The following is a 15,550-nucleotide window of genomic DNA, read 5'->3' on the forward strand; positions in this document are numbered from 1 at the left end:
TTGTTATTTTTTTTGTTCGATCATGGCTAGAATCTCTCTAAGCTCATCGGCTGTTATTTTTTCCTCTTTGGCAAAAAAGGAAACCATGTTTTTATAGGAACTGTTGAAATAATTATCAATAGCAGTACTCATAAAACGCTTGCGGTATTCCTCAATGGTAACCAATGGATAATATTGATGAGTATTTCCAAAAACATTATAAGATACATATCCTTTTTCTTCGAGATTGCGAATAATAGTGGAGAGGGTATTATAATGCGGTTGGTCTTCTGTTATTTCTGCCATGACTTCTTTTACGAATGCTTTTTTAAGCTTCCATAAAATGTGCATGATTTCTTCTTCTTTGTTGGTTAATTTTTGCATTTCGTTTGTATTTTAAAATCTTGGACATAATTCCAAAACAAACTTACAACTATATTTTTAGTTTACAAACTATAAATATAGTTATTTAACTAAAAAATTAGTTTTGTGTTGATTTTGTTAGGGTTAAAGAGGAATTTTTGGAGGTATATTTTTCCTAATAGCTTTTTAAAACCGGTTATATTAGGCTTTTATTTTTGTTGGAGCACTAATTTTAGGAATGCAAAATACCTCACAGATTTTTAAAACCTGTGAGGATATGTGTAGAAATGGTAGTGCTACGCTAAGTAATGCAGATAGCACGAAACCATAATAAAAAGGTTCGAGTTATTGTTTTTGTTCGGTATGAATCATTTTGTTGAGCCAAATGCAACAAAGAATGGCCAGTAATCCTAAACTTCCCATTACAAACCAGTTGGCAGCATAGCCATAATATTCTATAATTTCCAGACCAGTTTTGGAACTGGCAATATGTGCCAAACTAAAACTCATAGTGTATAATCCCATATATTGGCCTTCTTGTCCTTTTGGTGCACGGTTAAGAGCTACGGCATTCGTAAAGGGAAAGGAAAATATTTCTCCAAAGGTGAGTAATATGATATTAATAGTTAAAATTCCAACCCAGGAATCAAGTAATAAAATGTAATATCCAGCCGCAATGCATAAGGAACCATAAAAGATATTTTTGATTTTATTTATTTTCTTTCGTTCTAAGAAACCCACTAAAGGCATTTCTAAGAGGAAAACTAATAGTCCATTGATGGAAAGAAGAACACCGGTTTGAAACTCAGTTAGTCCATACTTTTCGTTATGGTATAAAGGCACTGTAGTAAACAATTGAAAAAAGACCATGGCCGTGATAAAACTAATAAATAGTAACATCCAAAAGGGTTTGTCTTTGTAGATAGATGTAGGCTCAGTTTTAGATACAGATCCATCGATGGCAACAGGGGTTTTCTTTTTTTCTTTAATACAAAAAGCAAAAATCAAAATCGCAATGATACAGGAGCTTCCGTCAACCCAGAATAAACCTTGATATCCCATTCCTAAAATGATTAACCCGCCCAGTGTAGGTCCTGCCGTAAAACCCAGATTAATAGCCAAGCGCACTAAAGACAATGCTCGAACTCTATTTTCGGGTTTGGCATACACGCTTAGTGACACGTACATTGCTGGGCGAAACATATCCGAAATAGCCATAATTATGAACATTCCAAAACATAATCCCCAAAAAGTCGTGATGTATTGTAAAAGAATAAATAGGATTCCGCTCGTGAATAAGCTGAAAACCATGATTTTGTAGAATCCGATTTTATCGGTCAATTTTCCTCCAAGCCAAGAGCCTAGCATGGATCCTAATCCAAAGGCGACCATAATCCATCCCACTTCGCCATAAGAAAAATGTAAATTTTCTTTTAAATATTTGGATAAAAAAGGCAGTACCATTGTACCGGCTCTATTGATAAAAGTGATTAAAGTAAGTATCCAAACTTCGTGTGTGAATCCTTTAAAATTATTGATGTAGCGACCGAAAGCAGTTTTGAGCATGTAATAAATTCTTGTTTGGCAAATCTACAAAGTTTTTTTGAAAGCTAATTCCTGTTATTCACTACAATCTTTTTCTTTTTTAAAGAAAAATAAAAGGATTTAGGTTTTTATTTAAGCTAGGATAAAAAAGGATTGTCTGCAAAATATAAACTTTGTGGCTTTGTTACTTTAACCTATTTTTGCATAAAAATATAATAATGAAGCAGTTCCTTATCTTTCTTTTTTTAGTACAAATTAATTTGAGCTTTGGTCAAGAAAAATTTGATTCAACAGTTGTCGAGAAATTTCAAAAAGATCTTAATGCTGAATATGCAGATGCTAAAACAAGTCCGTTGACAACCGAAGACTTGGCTCAATTCAAGTCACTAGACTTTTACCCAATAAATAATAAGGCTTTTGTGGTTGCTCAATTCATCAGAACCAAGGATGAGAAACCGTTTGAGATGCCAACTTCTGGTACAAGAAGACCCATGTATGTAAAGTACGGTGAAGCTCGTTTTCAGCTAGAAGGGAAAGAGTTTAAACTGAATATTTATCGCAATATTGAGCTCTCCAAAAAAGAAGAATACAAAGACCATTTGTTTTTACCGTTTTCGGATTTGAGTTCGGGTAAAGAGAGTTACATTGGCGGGAAATATATTGATTTGAAAATTCCAACAGGGAATACTATTGTTATAGATTTTAACCAATCATATAATCCGTATTGTGCTTATAATCATAGATATTCTTGTCCAAAAGTTCCGCTAGAAAATGATTTGGCTATCGAAATCAAGGCAGGTGTTAAGAAATTTCACGACTAATGCTTTTTTTAAATTTACATACTCATAAATTCACGAATCAGGATACAGTCTTGGAACTCGTTAATCAATATCCACAAGAGTTTGATATTGCGATTCCGTTTTATTCTATAGGGATTCACCCGTGGTATATAGATGAACAAAATCTTGAAGCTGATTTACAGATAATAGAAAGCAAATTGCAAGAATCCAATTGTCTCGCTCTAGGCGAATGTGGATTGGATAAACGCATTGAAGTCCCGTTAGAATTACAGCAAACGGTTTTTGAAAGGCAATTGTTTTTGGCACAAAAACATAATAAACCTGTTGTGATTCATTGTGTGGCTGCCTTTCAAGAGGTAATTGCTATCAAGAAACGATTAAAAATTACAGTTCCTATGATCATGCACGGTTTTTCGAAGAATAAACAAGTAGCTAAGGAACTCATAGATAATGGTTTTTATATTTCGTTCGGGAAATATTTATTGCGAAATCCTGAATTAGAAGTCGTTTTCCAAGCTATTCCTAATGATCGTTTTTTTCTGGAAACGGATACAATAGAAGAAGGAATTGAGGAAGTATACGCCTTGGCAGCTCATTATAAAAATTGGAGTATGAATGAACTACAACAAAAAATAAAGAGTAATTTTGCAGCGGTTTTTAAAAGATGAGTTTTAGTTTATCAATTATCGGTTTTAGCACACAAGGAGTTAAGCACTTAAACAATTTTAAACTTTTAAACCAAAAAGAACAAACCAAAAACAATTAAACAAAAGAATATGGCAGAGTGGACAGAAAGAGCCGAACTATTATTTAAAAAAGAAGGTTTACAAAAATTGCAAGATGCACATGTAATGGTTGTAGGATTAGGCGGAGTGGGATCCTTTGCAGCCGAATTTTTGGCAAGAGCAGGAGTAGGAACAATGACTATTGTAGATGGGGATGTGGTGGATATTACAAATATTAACAGACAATTACCTGCATTGCATTCTACCGTAGGGCAGTCAAAAGTAGATGTTGTAGGTGATAGATTGATGAATGTTAATCCTGAATTGAATTTGATTCGGGTAAAAGAATTTCTTTCGCCAGAGCGTGCTTATGAGATAGTTGCGAATGATCATGATTATGTTTTGGACTGTATTGACAGTGTAACGCCAAAACTTAATTTGATTGTTGGTGCTAAGAAAAAAGGCGTAAAGATTATTTCAAATATGGGTGCTGGTGGAAAAATGATTGCTAGTAAAGTAGTTGTAAAAGACATTAGTAAAACTGATGTGTGCCCATTGGCAAAAGTGATTCGCAAACGTCTTAAAAAAATGGGTGTTAGTAGAGGAGTGAAAGCCGTATTTTCTATCGAAAAGCCAGACGAAAGCAGTGTAAAAAGAACAGATGGTTCCAATTTTAAAAAATCTTTCTACGGAACCAATAGCTATATGCCTGGATTGTTTGGTCTTCATGCGGCAGAAACGGTGATTCGATATTTACTTAAGGAAGAGGGGAAAGTTTAAGGGATTGAAAAATTGAAAAATTGAAAAATTGAAAAATTTTATCTAGAATTCGGATTAAACCAATTTAAATATTTTAAACCCATTTTAAGCAACCTTAAACTATAAAGCATCTAAAAAAAATATAAACAAGGTATCTCAGTATCTTAGGAGCTCAGAGCCTTAGAATCTAAAAGAAAGAATGATAAAGACCGTAATTTTTGACATGGATGGTGTAATTGTCGATACTGAACCTGTACACCGTTATGCTTATTTTCAACATTTTGAAGAACTTAATATAGCAGTTCCAGAGGAAATGTATACTTCTTTTACAGGATTTTCTACCAGAAATGTTTTTCAGAAACTGAAAGGACATTTTATGTTGGAACAAGAAGTTGAAGATTTAATACAAAGAAAAAGATCCATCTTTAATGATGCTTTTGATACTAAGGAAGATTTAGATTTGTTAGAAGGGGTAGAGAAACTTATTATAGATTTACACCAAAACGGTATGCAATTGATTCTTGCTTCATCAGCTTCAAAAGTAACCATTGAAAGGGTTTTTAATCGTTTTAAGTTGCATCAATATTTTTCTCATATAGTGAGCGGAGAAGATTTTCCAAAATCAAAACCAGATCCGGCTATTTTCGAGCATGCTGCTTCTTTGTCTATTGCACCAAAAGAAAATTGTATTGTCATAGAAGATAGCACTAACGGAATCAAAGCTGCGAAAGCAGCAGGTATTTTTTGTGTAGCATATAATAGCGTTCACTCAAAAGATCAGGATTTGAGTTTGGCTGATGTTGTGGTAGGTCATTTTGATGAATTAAATTTTGAAAAAGTATCGCAATACTAATTTTGAATTAAGGAATAATTAACAGTTAGAACTTCCTTAATTTGTAAATTTGGCCAACTAAAAAAACAAACAAACAAATGAAAAAAATTCTTATTACTGTAGCTTTTATTATAGCTCCATTTATTACAGAAGCACAATTAAAAACGCCACAGGCTAGTCCAAAGGCAACTGTTTTTCAAACTGTTGGGTTAACTGATGTTGAAATCGTTTATTGCAGACCTGCTGCCAGAGGTAGAGCTGTATTTGGAAATTTAGTTCCTTTTGGAAAAATCTGGAGAACTGGAGCCAATGAAAATACAACCATTTCTTTTAGTGAAGATGTTACCATTGATGGTAAAGTTTTACCAAAAGGAAAATATTCATTATATACTATTCCTAAAATCGAAAGTTGGGAAGTGATTTTTTATTCTACTACAAACAATTGGGGTAATCCAGAAGTTTGGAATGAGGCCAATGTAGTGTTAAGAACTACAGTAAAAGAAGAAGCATTACAGAAACCAGTTGAATCTTTTACTATTGGAATCAGTAATTTGGATGCAAATTTTGCTTATTTAGATATGGCTTGGGAGAATTCATCAGTTTCAATGAAATTTGAAGTGCCAACCCAAAAAGCAACATTGGCAAATATTGAGAAAGTTTTGGCAGGACCAACATCTGCTGATTATTTTTCGGCAGCACAATACATTTATCAATCAAATGGAGATAATGCAAAAGCATTGGTTTATATCAATAAAGCTATGGAAATGAGTACTGAAAAACCATATTGGTATACTCGATTGAAATCTTTGATTGAAGCAAGAGGTGGAGATAAAAAAGCAGCAATTGAAACCGCAAAATTATCACTTGCGGCAGCAGAGATTGCTAAAAATCAAGATTACGTAAAAATGAATAAAGAAAGTATTGCTGAATGGAGCAAAAAATAATTTTCTATTGTACCTGTATTACCTAATTTATAATTGTAAAAAGCCCCGTTTCATCATTGAAATGGGGCTTTTTTATTAGGTTGTCTTGTCCTGAAAAAAGTTGACTATAATCAAATTAATTATGTTACACAGTAAGTAAACAAAGAAAGGATTGAAGCGCAAAATGAAATAATCTTACTGAGGATATAAATTTATCATCAGTAAAGATTTATGAAAGTGTATCTCTACTGATGGTTAACTAAATTTTTATGAAACCACTTTATCGACTATAGAATTGTCTTTGTCGTGTCTAAATAGCGTGTTTTGGAGTATGAACGATATTATTAAAGTTAGCATGGCTCCAATGAAATTAAGCCATAAATAACCTAGTTTTTCTTGACCGCTTGGATAGACTAAAATGGCAAAATAATAAATCAAAAGAATAGTGGTTTGACTAATAATTGCACTATAAAAAATGGCTTTTCCTTTTATCTTTTTGGAGTAAAAACCAACCAAAAAGATACCTAAAACGGTTCCATAGAATATTGATCCTATGATGTTGACTAATTGTATTAAATTCTCAAAAAGTGTAGCAATACAAGCAAATGCAATAGCAATAAGTCCCCACATTAGAGTAAAAAACTTGGTGGCATTGAGGTAGTGTTTGGCTGTTTTTTCTTCCTTAACATTACGTTTGTATATATCAATTGCGGTTGTAGAAGCCAATGCATTGAGACCCGAAGCGGTTGACGACATTGCTGCAGAAATAATTACTGCCAGCAATAAACCAATAAGACCTTTTGGTAAATAATGTAGAATGAAATAGAAAAAGACATAATCTTTATCATTGGTTTCACTGTTTTTATCCGCCTTAGAAATTATCTCTCGAGCCTGCGCTCGTAAGTCTTTTTCTTTGAGAGCCAGATCAACAAGTTCTTTACGTAGTGTAGGATTGTCGTAATCTTGATTGAGTTGATCAATGTATAAAAGATTGATTACTTTTTCATCTTCGGATAATTTGTCTAAATCTTTCTGTAAATTTTGGTATTCATTTTTGTAAATGGAATTTTCAACAAGCTGCTTATTGTTCGGATTGAAGTTTAAAGGCGTTTCATTAAACTGAAAAAATACAAAAACCATTACTCCGGTAAGCAAAATTCCAAACTGCATAGGAACCTTTAAGAGTCCATTCATGATTAATCCCATTTGACTTTCTCGAACTGACTTCCCCGATAAATAACGACCTACTTGAGATTGGTCTGTACCAAAATAAGCTAAAGCAAGGAAAAATCCACCAGTGATACCGCTCCAAAAAGTATATTTTTCATCTAAATCAAAAGAGAAATTTACAATTTTCATTTTGTCATTTGCTCCGGCAATATGCAAAGCATTATCAAAAGTCATTTCGTTAGGTAAGTAGTGAAGAATAAGGAAAAAGGTAGTTACCATACCTAAGAGTATGATAAACATTTGCTGTTTTTGAGTAACATTTACAGCTTTTGTACCTCCGGAAAAGGTATAAATAATTACCAAAATACCAATAATAATATTCATATAGGTGATATTCCAACCTAACAATGCCGATAAAATGATTGATGGTGCATAAATGGTAATTCCGGTTCCTAACCCTCGTTGAACTAAAAATAAAATGGCGGCTAGAGAACGGGTTTCCAGATCAAATCTTTTTTCTAAATATTCGTAAGCGGTATAAACCTTGTATTTATGATAAATAGGTATAAAAGTGAGGCAAATTACAATCATGGCAATGGGTAAACCAAAATAGAATTGTACAAACCCCATACCGTCATGATAGGCTTGTCCAGGAGTAGAAAGAAAGGTTATCGCACTAGCCTGAGTTGCCATAACAGAGAGTCCAACAGTAAACCAAGGTGTTTCATTATTAGCTAAAACATAATCCTCAACATTCTTGCTGCCTCGAGTTTTCCAGGAACCATATATTACTATAAATAATAGCGTTACTATTAATATAATCCAGTCAAATAATTGCATAGGTTAAGAGTATAATTTCATTATTAAGTAAAAAATGATAATAAAGAAGGCATTGGCTAAAAGAACCAGAGTATAGTTTTTTGACCAAAGTTTAGTTTTTTTGGATTCCATATTTTTCATTTTACTGTTTTATTTTTTGATTAGGAATGGTTACAGGACTTTTAATAGAAATCATATTTGATAATAATTTATAAGCACCCGGTACACCTTCCGGCAATTCTCTGAAGAAACTTAATCCGGTGTAAATATAATTCCCTTTTCCATAAGGTGCGATTAATAGTGCCCCATCTTTGGCACTTTCTCCTTTGTCGTTTGAGGAAAGGATAGGAGTGAAGGCTTTATCAAATTGCTTTGGATAATACAATCCTTGTTCTTGTTTCCAACCTTTAAAATCACTTTGGGTAATTGTATTCGGGTAATTCAGTGCAGGATGCTTAGGGGCTAAAAAGCGAACTTCGGCATTTTCTTCGGTAACTCTATCACTCGAAATTTCCAGAGGATAAGGAGCAATATTTTGCGTAACTAATTCATCAGTTGTATTGTATTGTACAATCATTGTTTTGCCGCCTTTTACAAAATCGAATAAAATATTTTGCTTGTTAGCCAATGCTTGCACAGTATTATAGGCTCTTACACCAGTCATTACAACATCAAAAGATTCCATTCTTTCGGGAGTTATTTCCTCTGGTTTTAGAATAGTTACTTTGTATCCCATTTGGGCTAAACTTTTTGGGATTTCATCACCAGCTCCCATAATATAGGCTATTTTTTCCCCATTGATTTTCAAATCCAGTCGAATGCATTTTACTTCAGCCGTTTTTAAAACTTGTTGCTTCGTAATATGGTCATAATTAATGGTAATTTGTTCTTTGTCATATTGAACCCCATCAATGGTAGCGATGCTTTTGGCTACAACTTCGCAGGATTGATCAGATGGAGTTACTTCAAAATAAACGGTTTGTTCCATTCCTTTTTTGTCTAATTGAAAAGGAATTGATTTTGGGGATACAGTCCAATCTTTAGGTAAGTCTAGTTTTAAATCTCCTTTAATGTCATTTTTGCCAGCTTTTATGGTAACGCCAATGTATTTACTCTTGGTACCGGAAAACAATATTACTTTGTCTTGAATAGCTGTAGTTACAGGAGGAACAATGTCAAGGAAATTATACATTTCTCCTTTTACGTCATCAGTGTATTTGTAAACAATGGTTCTTTCAAACGGAATTTCAACGCCATTAATTTTGATCGAAAATATGACTTTTGTTTCTCTAATAATATCCGGAATTCCTATGTTCTTTTGATCATCTACTACGTACATGCCCACAGTTCCTTTTTCTTTTAACCAATAGGGTTGTGTATAATTTAGGGATAATGGTAATTGTATTTCTAATGTGGGATTATTAAGAATATTGTTTTTTAAATCCGTATTCAAAAGTGTGTTTTTTTGCTCTGGTAAGGTCGTAACACTAACCAACTGCATGTTTATGGCACTTCTGTTTATGGCTTCCAGTTTAAGCTTTATAGCGCTTCCCGGTGTGGCTTCTTGGGTATTGGCTACCGCTTCAAGATATAAGCCAGAGCAAGCAGTAATGATATTTTTTATTTCTTCGGATTTTACATTTTTCCAATGCTCTTCTTCCAAAGCTTGAATCATAGTATAGGCTTTTACCAAATCTGGAATGCTAGCCGATGGATTTTTAAAATCGTACTGATTGATAATTTGAGTTAATAATTCGCCTATTGGTTTTCCTCCTTTTACACGGTTCCAACTCGTATCAACACCTTCAAATAAAGATGCTTTGTCTTTTAGAGATTCCCCTTTTAAAAATTCTAAATATTCAGAGTCTTCACCTCGAGTTCCGGTATTACCAAAGCCTTGTGATTGATGTCTGCTTCGACTTAGAGCCGCAATTTCCTGATTGGATTTACCTATTGTAGGATAATAAATTCCGGTTTGAAAAGAAATTAAATTTGATTTATTGGCAGCTTCAAATTTTTCTCTGCTTCCATAAAACCACCAAGAGGTATTGAAAAAAAGTCTTTTAGGTTGCCAAACCGGTACAAGTTTTAATTGTTCAGGATACGAAGCTGGATTATTGGCCATATCAAAACCTTCTACGCTAAGCATAGCCGATGTTGTGTGATGCCCGTGTGTAGATCCGGAAGTTCTGTGATCGAATCGATTGATTATTACGTCGGGCTGAAACTTTCTGATGGCCCAAACAAGGTCTGACAACACTTTATCTTTATCCCAAATTTGCAAAGTTTCCTCAGCTGTTTTTGAATACCCAAAATCATTAGCTCTAGAGAAAAACTGTTCGCCACCATCAATTTTTCGAGCTTCCAGTAGCTCTTGAGTTCGTATCACTCCTAATAATTCTCTTAATTGTGGTCCAATTAAATTTTGACCTCCATCACCTCTTGTCAATGACAGATAACCCGTTCGGGCATGTACATCATTAGATAAGTAAGAAATTAAACGAGTGTTTTCATCATCAGGATGTGCAGCAATATAGAGTACAGTACCTAGAAAATTTAGTTTCTGAATTTGATTGTATATTTCTGCTGAATTTGGTTTTTGCGGTTTTTGAGCATTCGCTATTTGAATAGCAAGGATAAAGATAAATAGTGACTTATAGTAAACCTTTCGCATAAAGAATGAATTAGTGGTTTTTAAATTAAAATTTTAGAATAGCATTGATCCAAAAATAGTAATTAAACGGTGTGGATATTTACCTATAAATACAAAAGTTATGTTAATCTTTTGATAGTGTGAAAGTACGCTCAATCTAAAGAAGATGGAATGAAAATTAAATCCAAAAAAAATAGGTCAAGTAGTCTTGAAATAAAAAATAGAATGTTAAATTTGAGAGTAATGTAAGTCGTGAAAATCAGTTTTGCGAATAGAACCGAAAGAATCCCTTATCAAAAAATAACCTAGCTATTATGGATGTGAAATATGTTGAAGATGTATTAAAGAACGGTTTTGAACAAACAACTATTATACAGCCTAATGATTTCGAGGGTGAAGTGACTACAACACTTGTTCGGAAAATGAATTCTAAACCTTCTGATAAAGCCATATTGTGTATACATGGGTTTAATGATTATTTTTTTCAAGTAGTTATAGCAACAGAATTTCTGAAACAAGGTTATAATTTTTATGCCTTGGATTTAAGGAAATACGGAAGATCAATATTACCAAACCATATACCCAATAACGTAAGAGATTTGACGGAGTACTATGAAGATATAGATAGTGCATTAAATATTATAAAAGAAGAAGGAAATCGAACAGTAGTTCTCTATGGACATTCAACCGGAGGACTTATAATCACTTTGTATGCATCAGATCGGAAAGGAACAGAACAGTTTGATGCTTTGCTTTGTAACAGTCCGTTTTATGATTTTAACGTGCCTTGGATTCAAAAGAAGACAGTTATTCCCATGCTATCATTTTTGGGTAGAGTAAAACCTAATATTTCTTTGCCAATTGGCTTTTCTAAATTTTATGGCAAGAGTCTAAATAAAAAAGATTACGGAGAATGGGATTATAATTTGAACTGGAAACCTCATGTAGCTCCTACAATAAATGCAGGTTGGGTAAATGCAATACATCAAGGTCATTTAAGAATTGCTCAAGGTGTTATAATTAACAAACCAATTTTAGTATTGCATTCGCATAAATCAATTAATCCTAAACATTGGACTAGAGAAATGTTTGAAGGGGATGCTATTTTAAGCATAAATGATATAAGAGAGAAATCTGAATTGATTAGTTCACCTCAAAAAGATGTTGTTGAAATCCATAATGCTATGCATGATGTGGTACTTTCCCAAAAACCAGTGCGTGATAAAGTTTTTGAAACTGTTTTTGAATGGTTGAGCTCAAGTCTTAAAAAAGTGTCTACTCCTGAAAAAGTGATACAGGATTAATTCTTGACTGAATGGTCATATTGTCTTTTTTGCATTATCAAAAGGAATATCAAACAAACTAAAATAGTGTATTGTAGTTTGTTTGGGTTTTTATTTAATGTTTTTGTTTAATGGTAGCTCAAGGTTCAATAAAGCGCATTTTCTTCTTAAAGCAATACCTTCCAATCCATGAATTCGTATCGGTATTATCTCCATACAGTGATACTTCTGCTGATAATTTATGAATTATTTTTTTTTCTAATAGTTTGGTGTCTCAGTTTTTTTTGGATGTAAAATGAAAAGCTATTAGAATGTTATTTTGTGTTGTAAGTATTTGAAATTTAGTGATGTATTAAAGATTTAACTGGAATTTCGTATTTTTATTAGAAAATTAAAACTTATGAATAATCCTATAGCGATTGATCGAAATGATGTCTTGAAGAGATACAAGCCTATTGTCAAACATACACACAAAGGTATACAGGGACATGCATTGCTCATTGGCGGAAGCTATGGAAAAATAGGTGCTGTATGTCTGGCATCTAAAGCTGCACTAAAAACAGGTTGTGGGTTGGTAACTGCTTTTGTACCACGATGTGGCTATGACATCGTGCAAATTGCTATTCCGGAAGTGATGGTAATGACGGATGATCATGACAACTACCTTTCGGAAATTACATTTCATTTGGAGCCCAATGCAATAGGGATTGGTCCAGGAATGGGACAGAAAATGGCGAGCCAAAAGGCGCTTCATGATTTTTTATCGAATACCAGTCTTCCACTAGTTATTGATGCAGATGCCCTTAATATTTTGGCACACAATCCTTCATGGGTGGCGTTGATTTCTCCCAAAACAGTTTTGACGCCGCATCCTAAAGAGTTGGAACGGCTGATTGGGAAATGGCATTCGGAAGAAGAAATGTTTAGTAAAGCCATTGTTTTTTCGCTAGTGAATCAAATTGTTATTGTAATGAAAGGGGCGCCAACTTATATTATTGATGGCGAAACTATTTATGTAAATACTACAGGAAATGCTGCTCTGGCCACTGCCGGAAGTGGTGATGTCTTGACGGGTATGATTACGAGTCTTCTAGCTCAATCGTACAAACCTATTGATGCAGCTATACTGGGCGTGTACCTTCACGGATTGACTGCTGATGTTGCTTTGCCTGAGACAGGATATCAGTCTTTTATCGCTTCGGATATTATTGCAAATATTGGAAAAGCATATTTGAGCTTGGAAGGTTAATGGTTTTAAATTGTTCAAAAGGTTAAGTGTTTAATCTTTCAATCTTTCAATCCTTCAATCTTAGAATCTCAGTTTCTTAGTAGCTTAAAAAAAGTTATTTGTAAGTTTGTAGCTCGTAAAGTTGTACTATGAAAAAACTACTTGAATTAAGAACAGTAAATGTTACACGCTATATTTTGCCGTTGCGGGAAGGTGGATCATTACCTGCTTTAGCCGAAGCGGACGATGATTTTAAATATGTTTTGAAATTTAGAGGGGCGGGACATGGTGTAAAAGCTTTGATTGCCGAGCTTATAGGTGGAGAAATCGCTAGGGTTCTGAATTTAAAAATGCCCGAATTGGTGTTTGCCAATCTTGATGAAGCCTTTGGTCGTACCGAAGGAGATGAGGAAATACAAGATTTATTACAAGGAAGTCAAGGACTGAATCTGGCTTTGCATTTTCTATCGGGAGCCATTACTTTTGATCCCGTGGTGACAAAACTTCCAGCAGAGCTAGCTTCGCAAATCGTTTGGCTAGATGCTTTTATTACCAATGTCGATCGTACATTCAGGAATACCAATATGCTTATTTGGCACAAAGAATTATGGCTCATCGATCATGGAGCGTCTCTATACTTTCATCATTCCTGGAACACATGGGAAACGCATGCCAAAAGTCCTTTTGCGTTAATAAAAGATCATGTGTTACTGCCACAAGCATCTGAATTAAAAGAAGTAGATATTGCTTTTAAAAAGTTGCTTACCAAAGAAATTTTGCAGGAGATTGTAGATTATATTCCCGAAGATTGGCTCCATTGGGAAGACACTGAGCAAAGCCCAGATGAAATCAGAGCAGTTTACTTTCAGTTTTTATGGACGAGATTGAATCATTCAGAAATTTTTATAAATGAAGCCCAAAATGCAAGAGAAAAATTTATATGAATATGCTGTTATTCGCGTTGTACCAAGGGTAGAACGAGAAGAATTCCTGAATGTAGGCATTATTCTGTTTTGCAAAAAAGCAAAATTTATAAAAATGCTCTATTCTGTTAATGAAACTAAATTACTGTTGTTTTCTGAAGATTTTGATTTAGAACAGCTCGAATTAAATTTAGAATCTTTTCAGAAAATAGCACACGGAGGAAAAGCCGGTGGACCTATTGGCGAGTTTGATATTCCGTCCCGTTTTCGTTGGTTGACAGCTATACGTAGCTCTGCAATACAAACTTCCAGACCACATTCTGGTTTCTGTGATGATTTAGATAAAACTATTCAATGCTTGTTCGAAGAATTGGTTCTTTAAGAGGTATAAGAGCTCTCTTTGGTGTAAATCTAAATGTAAATATTGAAAATTGTATAGTGCATAAATCAATAAAATATGAGCAGAATACACTTATTTGAATTTGAAGATCAAAAATGGCTTCCGGAGTTCATTAGGAATTATATAACTGATTTTTTACAGTTTCTTTCTAATAAAACCGCCATGTATAAAGGAATAGTTCCAATAATTGAAAAAGGGTTAAAAGAAAGCCAAACGAATCAAATTATTGATTTGGCTTCGGGTGGAGGAGGCGGGCTGATTTGGCTCAACAGCGAATTAAGAAAAAGCATTCCCGATCTCAGGATTTTACTAACGGATTATTTCCCGAATATACCCGCATTTGAATACACACAAAAACAAGCCGAAAATTTCGATTTTATAAAAACATCTGTCGATGCCAGAAATGTTCCTGAAAATCTAAAAGGACTTCGAACTCAATTTTTATCCCTGCATCATTTCAAACCCAAAGATGCACAACAGATTCTGCAGAACGCGATTGATACCAACAGTTCAATTGCCATTTTTGAAGCACAGGAAAGAAGTATCCCGAGTATTGTGGCTATGATATTTTCGCCTATTAGTGTTTTGTTCACAGCGCCTTTAATCAGGCCATTCAAGTTTGACAGAATCATCTTTACTTATCTGATTCCGATTGTACCAATTTTGATTTTGTGGGATGGAGTAGTTTCTTCTTTAAGAACCTATTCTGTTGAAGAAATGAATGCCTTAATTGCAAACTTAAATAATAAAGAAGCCTACAATTGGGAAGTTGGAAAAGTAAAATCCGGGCCTGCTAAGATTTTGTATCTTTTGGGGACTAAGAAATAGTAACTCCAATTATTTTCATAATATGGATGTAACTCCAAAGCAGAAAATTTTGTTTTCGATTCGTTTCTCTGCTGGCTTTGGGGTCGGGCTTTTGGCTTTATTCGCGCCCAAAAGCGTGGGATATCGCCGCAAATAAAATTCACTGAACTCCAATAAAAATAATTACAATGTGAAGTATTCCCTTACGCGAGCTCCATGTTGATAGTAAGAACTTGTTTTGTCTAAAGAAGAAAACCATTTTTGTTTTCTAAGATTAATAATTAGGATATCAAGCTTATATGAGTCTTTCATAACGATAGATTCATGTTTGGCCGAAAATG

The 15,550-nt window shown here is 33.9% G+C and carries 14 protein-coding genes; 10 read left to right on the plus strand and 4 right to left on the minus strand.

The genetic code is table 11. From position 1 onward, the window contains the following. Nucleotides 1–3: 3 nt before the first annotated feature. Both OZP08_RS12280 and OZP08_RS12285 read right to left on the minus strand, forming a co-directional pair. Complete coding sequence (locus tag OZP08_RS12280) at nt 4–363, minus strand: BlaI/MecI/CopY family transcriptional regulator (RefSeq protein ID WP_268846393.1); 360 nt, start codon at nt 361–363, stop codon at nt 4–6. Nucleotides 364–687: 324 nt separating this feature from the next. Next, the gene (locus OZP08_RS12285) at nt 688–1,908 is read right to left on the minus strand and encodes an MDR family MFS transporter (protein WP_268846394.1); all 1,221 of its coding nucleotides are present in this window, start codon (nt 1,906–1,908) and stop codon (nt 688–690) included. A gap of 197 nt (nt 1,909–2,105) precedes the next feature. Between OZP08_RS12285 and OZP08_RS12290 the strand changes: the two genes are divergently transcribed. The 5 genes from OZP08_RS12290 to OZP08_RS12310 all read left to right on the plus strand — a co-directional run bounded on the left by OZP08_RS12290 (nt 2,106) and on the right by OZP08_RS12310 (nt 5,947). Continuing rightward, on the plus strand, nt 2,106–2,708 hold the full coding sequence (locus OZP08_RS12290) for a DUF1684 domain-containing protein (RefSeq protein WP_281321965.1): 603 nt from the start codon (nt 2,106–2,108) through the stop codon (nt 2,706–2,708). Next, a complete protein-coding gene (locus tag OZP08_RS12295; RefSeq protein ID WP_268846395.1) occupies nt 2,708–3,355 on the plus strand; it encodes a TatD family hydrolase in 648 nt (215 codons plus the stop codon). Before OZP08_RS12290 ends, OZP08_RS12295 begins: the two co-directional genes overlap by 1 nt. 108 nt (nt 3,356–3,463) lie before the next feature. Further along, nucleotides 3,464–4,192, plus strand: coding sequence for a tRNA threonylcarbamoyladenosine dehydratase (locus tag OZP08_RS12300; RefSeq protein ID WP_268846396.1), 729 nt, complete (start codon nt 3,464–3,466; stop codon nt 4,190–4,192). A 178-nt stretch (nt 4,193–4,370) separates the two neighbouring features. Beyond that, on the plus strand, nt 4,371–5,024 hold the full coding sequence (locus tag OZP08_RS12305; protein WP_268846397.1) for an HAD family hydrolase: 654 nt from the start codon (nt 4,371–4,373) through the stop codon (nt 5,022–5,024). Nucleotides 5,025–5,101: 77 nt separating this feature from the next. Then, entirely contained in the window at nt 5,102–5,947 is an 846-nt protein-coding gene (locus OZP08_RS12310) for a DUF2911 domain-containing protein (RefSeq protein ID WP_268846398.1), read from the plus strand. A gap of 246 nt (nt 5,948–6,193) precedes the next feature. Here OZP08_RS12310 and OZP08_RS12315 read toward each other — a convergent pair whose 3' ends face one another. Both OZP08_RS12315 and OZP08_RS12320 read right to left on the minus strand, forming a co-directional pair. Then, nucleotides 6,194–7,936, minus strand: a complete 1,743-nt coding sequence (locus tag OZP08_RS12315; protein ID WP_268846399.1) for a sodium:solute symporter family protein — start codon at nt 7,934–7,936, stop codon at nt 6,194–6,196. Nucleotides 7,937–8,057: 121 nt separating this feature from the next. Further along, nucleotides 8,058–10,589 (minus strand): PIG-L family deacetylase, encoded by a 2,532-nt coding sequence (locus tag OZP08_RS12320; protein WP_281321966.1) that lies wholly within the window; start codon nt 10,587–10,589, stop codon nt 8,058–8,060. 293 nt (nt 10,590–10,882) lie between these two features. Between OZP08_RS12320 and OZP08_RS12325 the strand changes: the two genes are divergently transcribed. The 5 genes from OZP08_RS12325 to OZP08_RS12345 all read left to right on the plus strand — a co-directional run bounded on the left by OZP08_RS12325 (nt 10,883) and on the right by OZP08_RS12345 (nt 15,230). Then, nucleotides 10,883–11,872, plus strand: a complete 990-nt coding sequence (locus OZP08_RS12325) for an alpha/beta hydrolase (RefSeq protein WP_268846400.1) — start codon at nt 10,883–10,885, stop codon at nt 11,870–11,872. 379 nt (nt 11,873–12,251) lie between these two features. Further along, entirely contained in the window at nt 12,252–13,100 is an 849-nt protein-coding gene (locus OZP08_RS12330; RefSeq protein WP_281321967.1) for an NAD(P)H-hydrate dehydratase, read from the plus strand. Nucleotides 13,101–13,228: 128 nt separating this feature from the next. After that, on the plus strand, nt 13,229–14,023 hold the full coding sequence (locus OZP08_RS12335) for a HipA family kinase (RefSeq protein ID WP_268846402.1): 795 nt from the start codon (nt 13,229–13,231) through the stop codon (nt 14,021–14,023). Then, complete coding sequence (locus OZP08_RS12340; RefSeq protein ID WP_268846403.1) at nt 14,001–14,384, plus strand: DUF3037 domain-containing protein; 384 nt, start codon at nt 14,001–14,003, stop codon at nt 14,382–14,384. The genes OZP08_RS12335 and OZP08_RS12340 overlap by 23 nt, the downstream gene beginning before the upstream one ends. Nucleotides 14,385–14,459: 75 nt before the next feature. Continuing rightward, nucleotides 14,460–15,230 carry a hypothetical protein gene (locus OZP08_RS12345; RefSeq protein ID WP_281321968.1) on the plus strand — a complete coding sequence of 257 codons (771 nt, stop codon included), beginning with the start codon at nt 14,460–14,462 and terminating at the stop codon, nt 15,228–15,230. Nucleotides 15,231–15,550 lie beyond the last annotated feature (320 nt).

It is taken from the genome of Flavobacterium aestivum, assembly GCF_026870175.2.
Lineage (GTDB): Bacteria > Bacteroidota > Bacteroidia > Flavobacteriales > Flavobacteriaceae > Flavobacterium > Flavobacterium aestivum.

Excerpts from the sequence above, each read along its gene's own strand:
- OZP08_RS12335 (WP_268846402.1), top strand. The coding sequence starts at position 13,229 with ATGAAAAAACTACTTGAATTAAGAACAGTAAATGTTACACGCTATATT.
- OZP08_RS12325 (WP_268846400.1), top strand. The coding sequence starts at position 10,883 with ATGGATGTGAAATATGTTGAAGATGTATTAAAGAACGGTTTTGAACAA.
- OZP08_RS12290 (WP_281321965.1), top strand. The coding sequence starts at position 2,106 with ATGAAGCAGTTCCTTATCTTTCTTTTTTTAGTACAAATTAATTTGAGC.
- OZP08_RS12285 (WP_268846394.1), bottom strand. The coding sequence starts at position 1,908 with ATGCTCAAAACTGCTTTCGGTCGCTACATCAATAATTTTAAAGGATTC.
- OZP08_RS12315 (WP_268846399.1), bottom strand. The coding sequence starts at position 7,936 with ATGCAATTATTTGACTGGATTATATTAATAGTAACGCTATTATTTATA.
- OZP08_RS12300 (WP_268846396.1), top strand. The coding sequence starts at position 3,464 with ATGGCAGAGTGGACAGAAAGAGCCGAACTATTATTTAAAAAAGAAGGT.
- OZP08_RS12340 (WP_268846403.1), top strand. The coding sequence starts at position 14,001 with ATGCAAGAGAAAAATTTATATGAATATGCTGTTATTCGCGTTGTACCA.
- OZP08_RS12305 (WP_268846397.1), top strand. The coding sequence starts at position 4,371 with ATGATAAAGACCGTAATTTTTGACATGGATGGTGTAATTGTCGATACT.
- OZP08_RS12310 (WP_268846398.1), top strand. The coding sequence starts at position 5,102 with ATGAAAAAAATTCTTATTACTGTAGCTTTTATTATAGCTCCATTTATT.
- OZP08_RS12320 (WP_281321966.1), bottom strand. The coding sequence starts at position 10,589 with ATGCGAAAGGTTTACTATAAGTCACTATTTATCTTTATCCTTGCTATT.
- OZP08_RS12280 (WP_268846393.1), bottom strand. The coding sequence starts at position 363 with ATGCAAAAATTAACCAACAAAGAAGAAGAAATCATGCACATTTTATGG.
- OZP08_RS12345 (WP_281321968.1), top strand. The coding sequence starts at position 14,460 with ATGAGCAGAATACACTTATTTGAATTTGAAGATCAAAAATGGCTTCCG.
- OZP08_RS12295 (WP_268846395.1), top strand. The coding sequence starts at position 2,708 with ATGCTTTTTTTAAATTTACATACTCATAAATTCACGAATCAGGATACA.
- OZP08_RS12330 (WP_281321967.1), top strand. The coding sequence starts at position 12,252 with ATGAATAATCCTATAGCGATTGATCGAAATGATGTCTTGAAGAGATAC.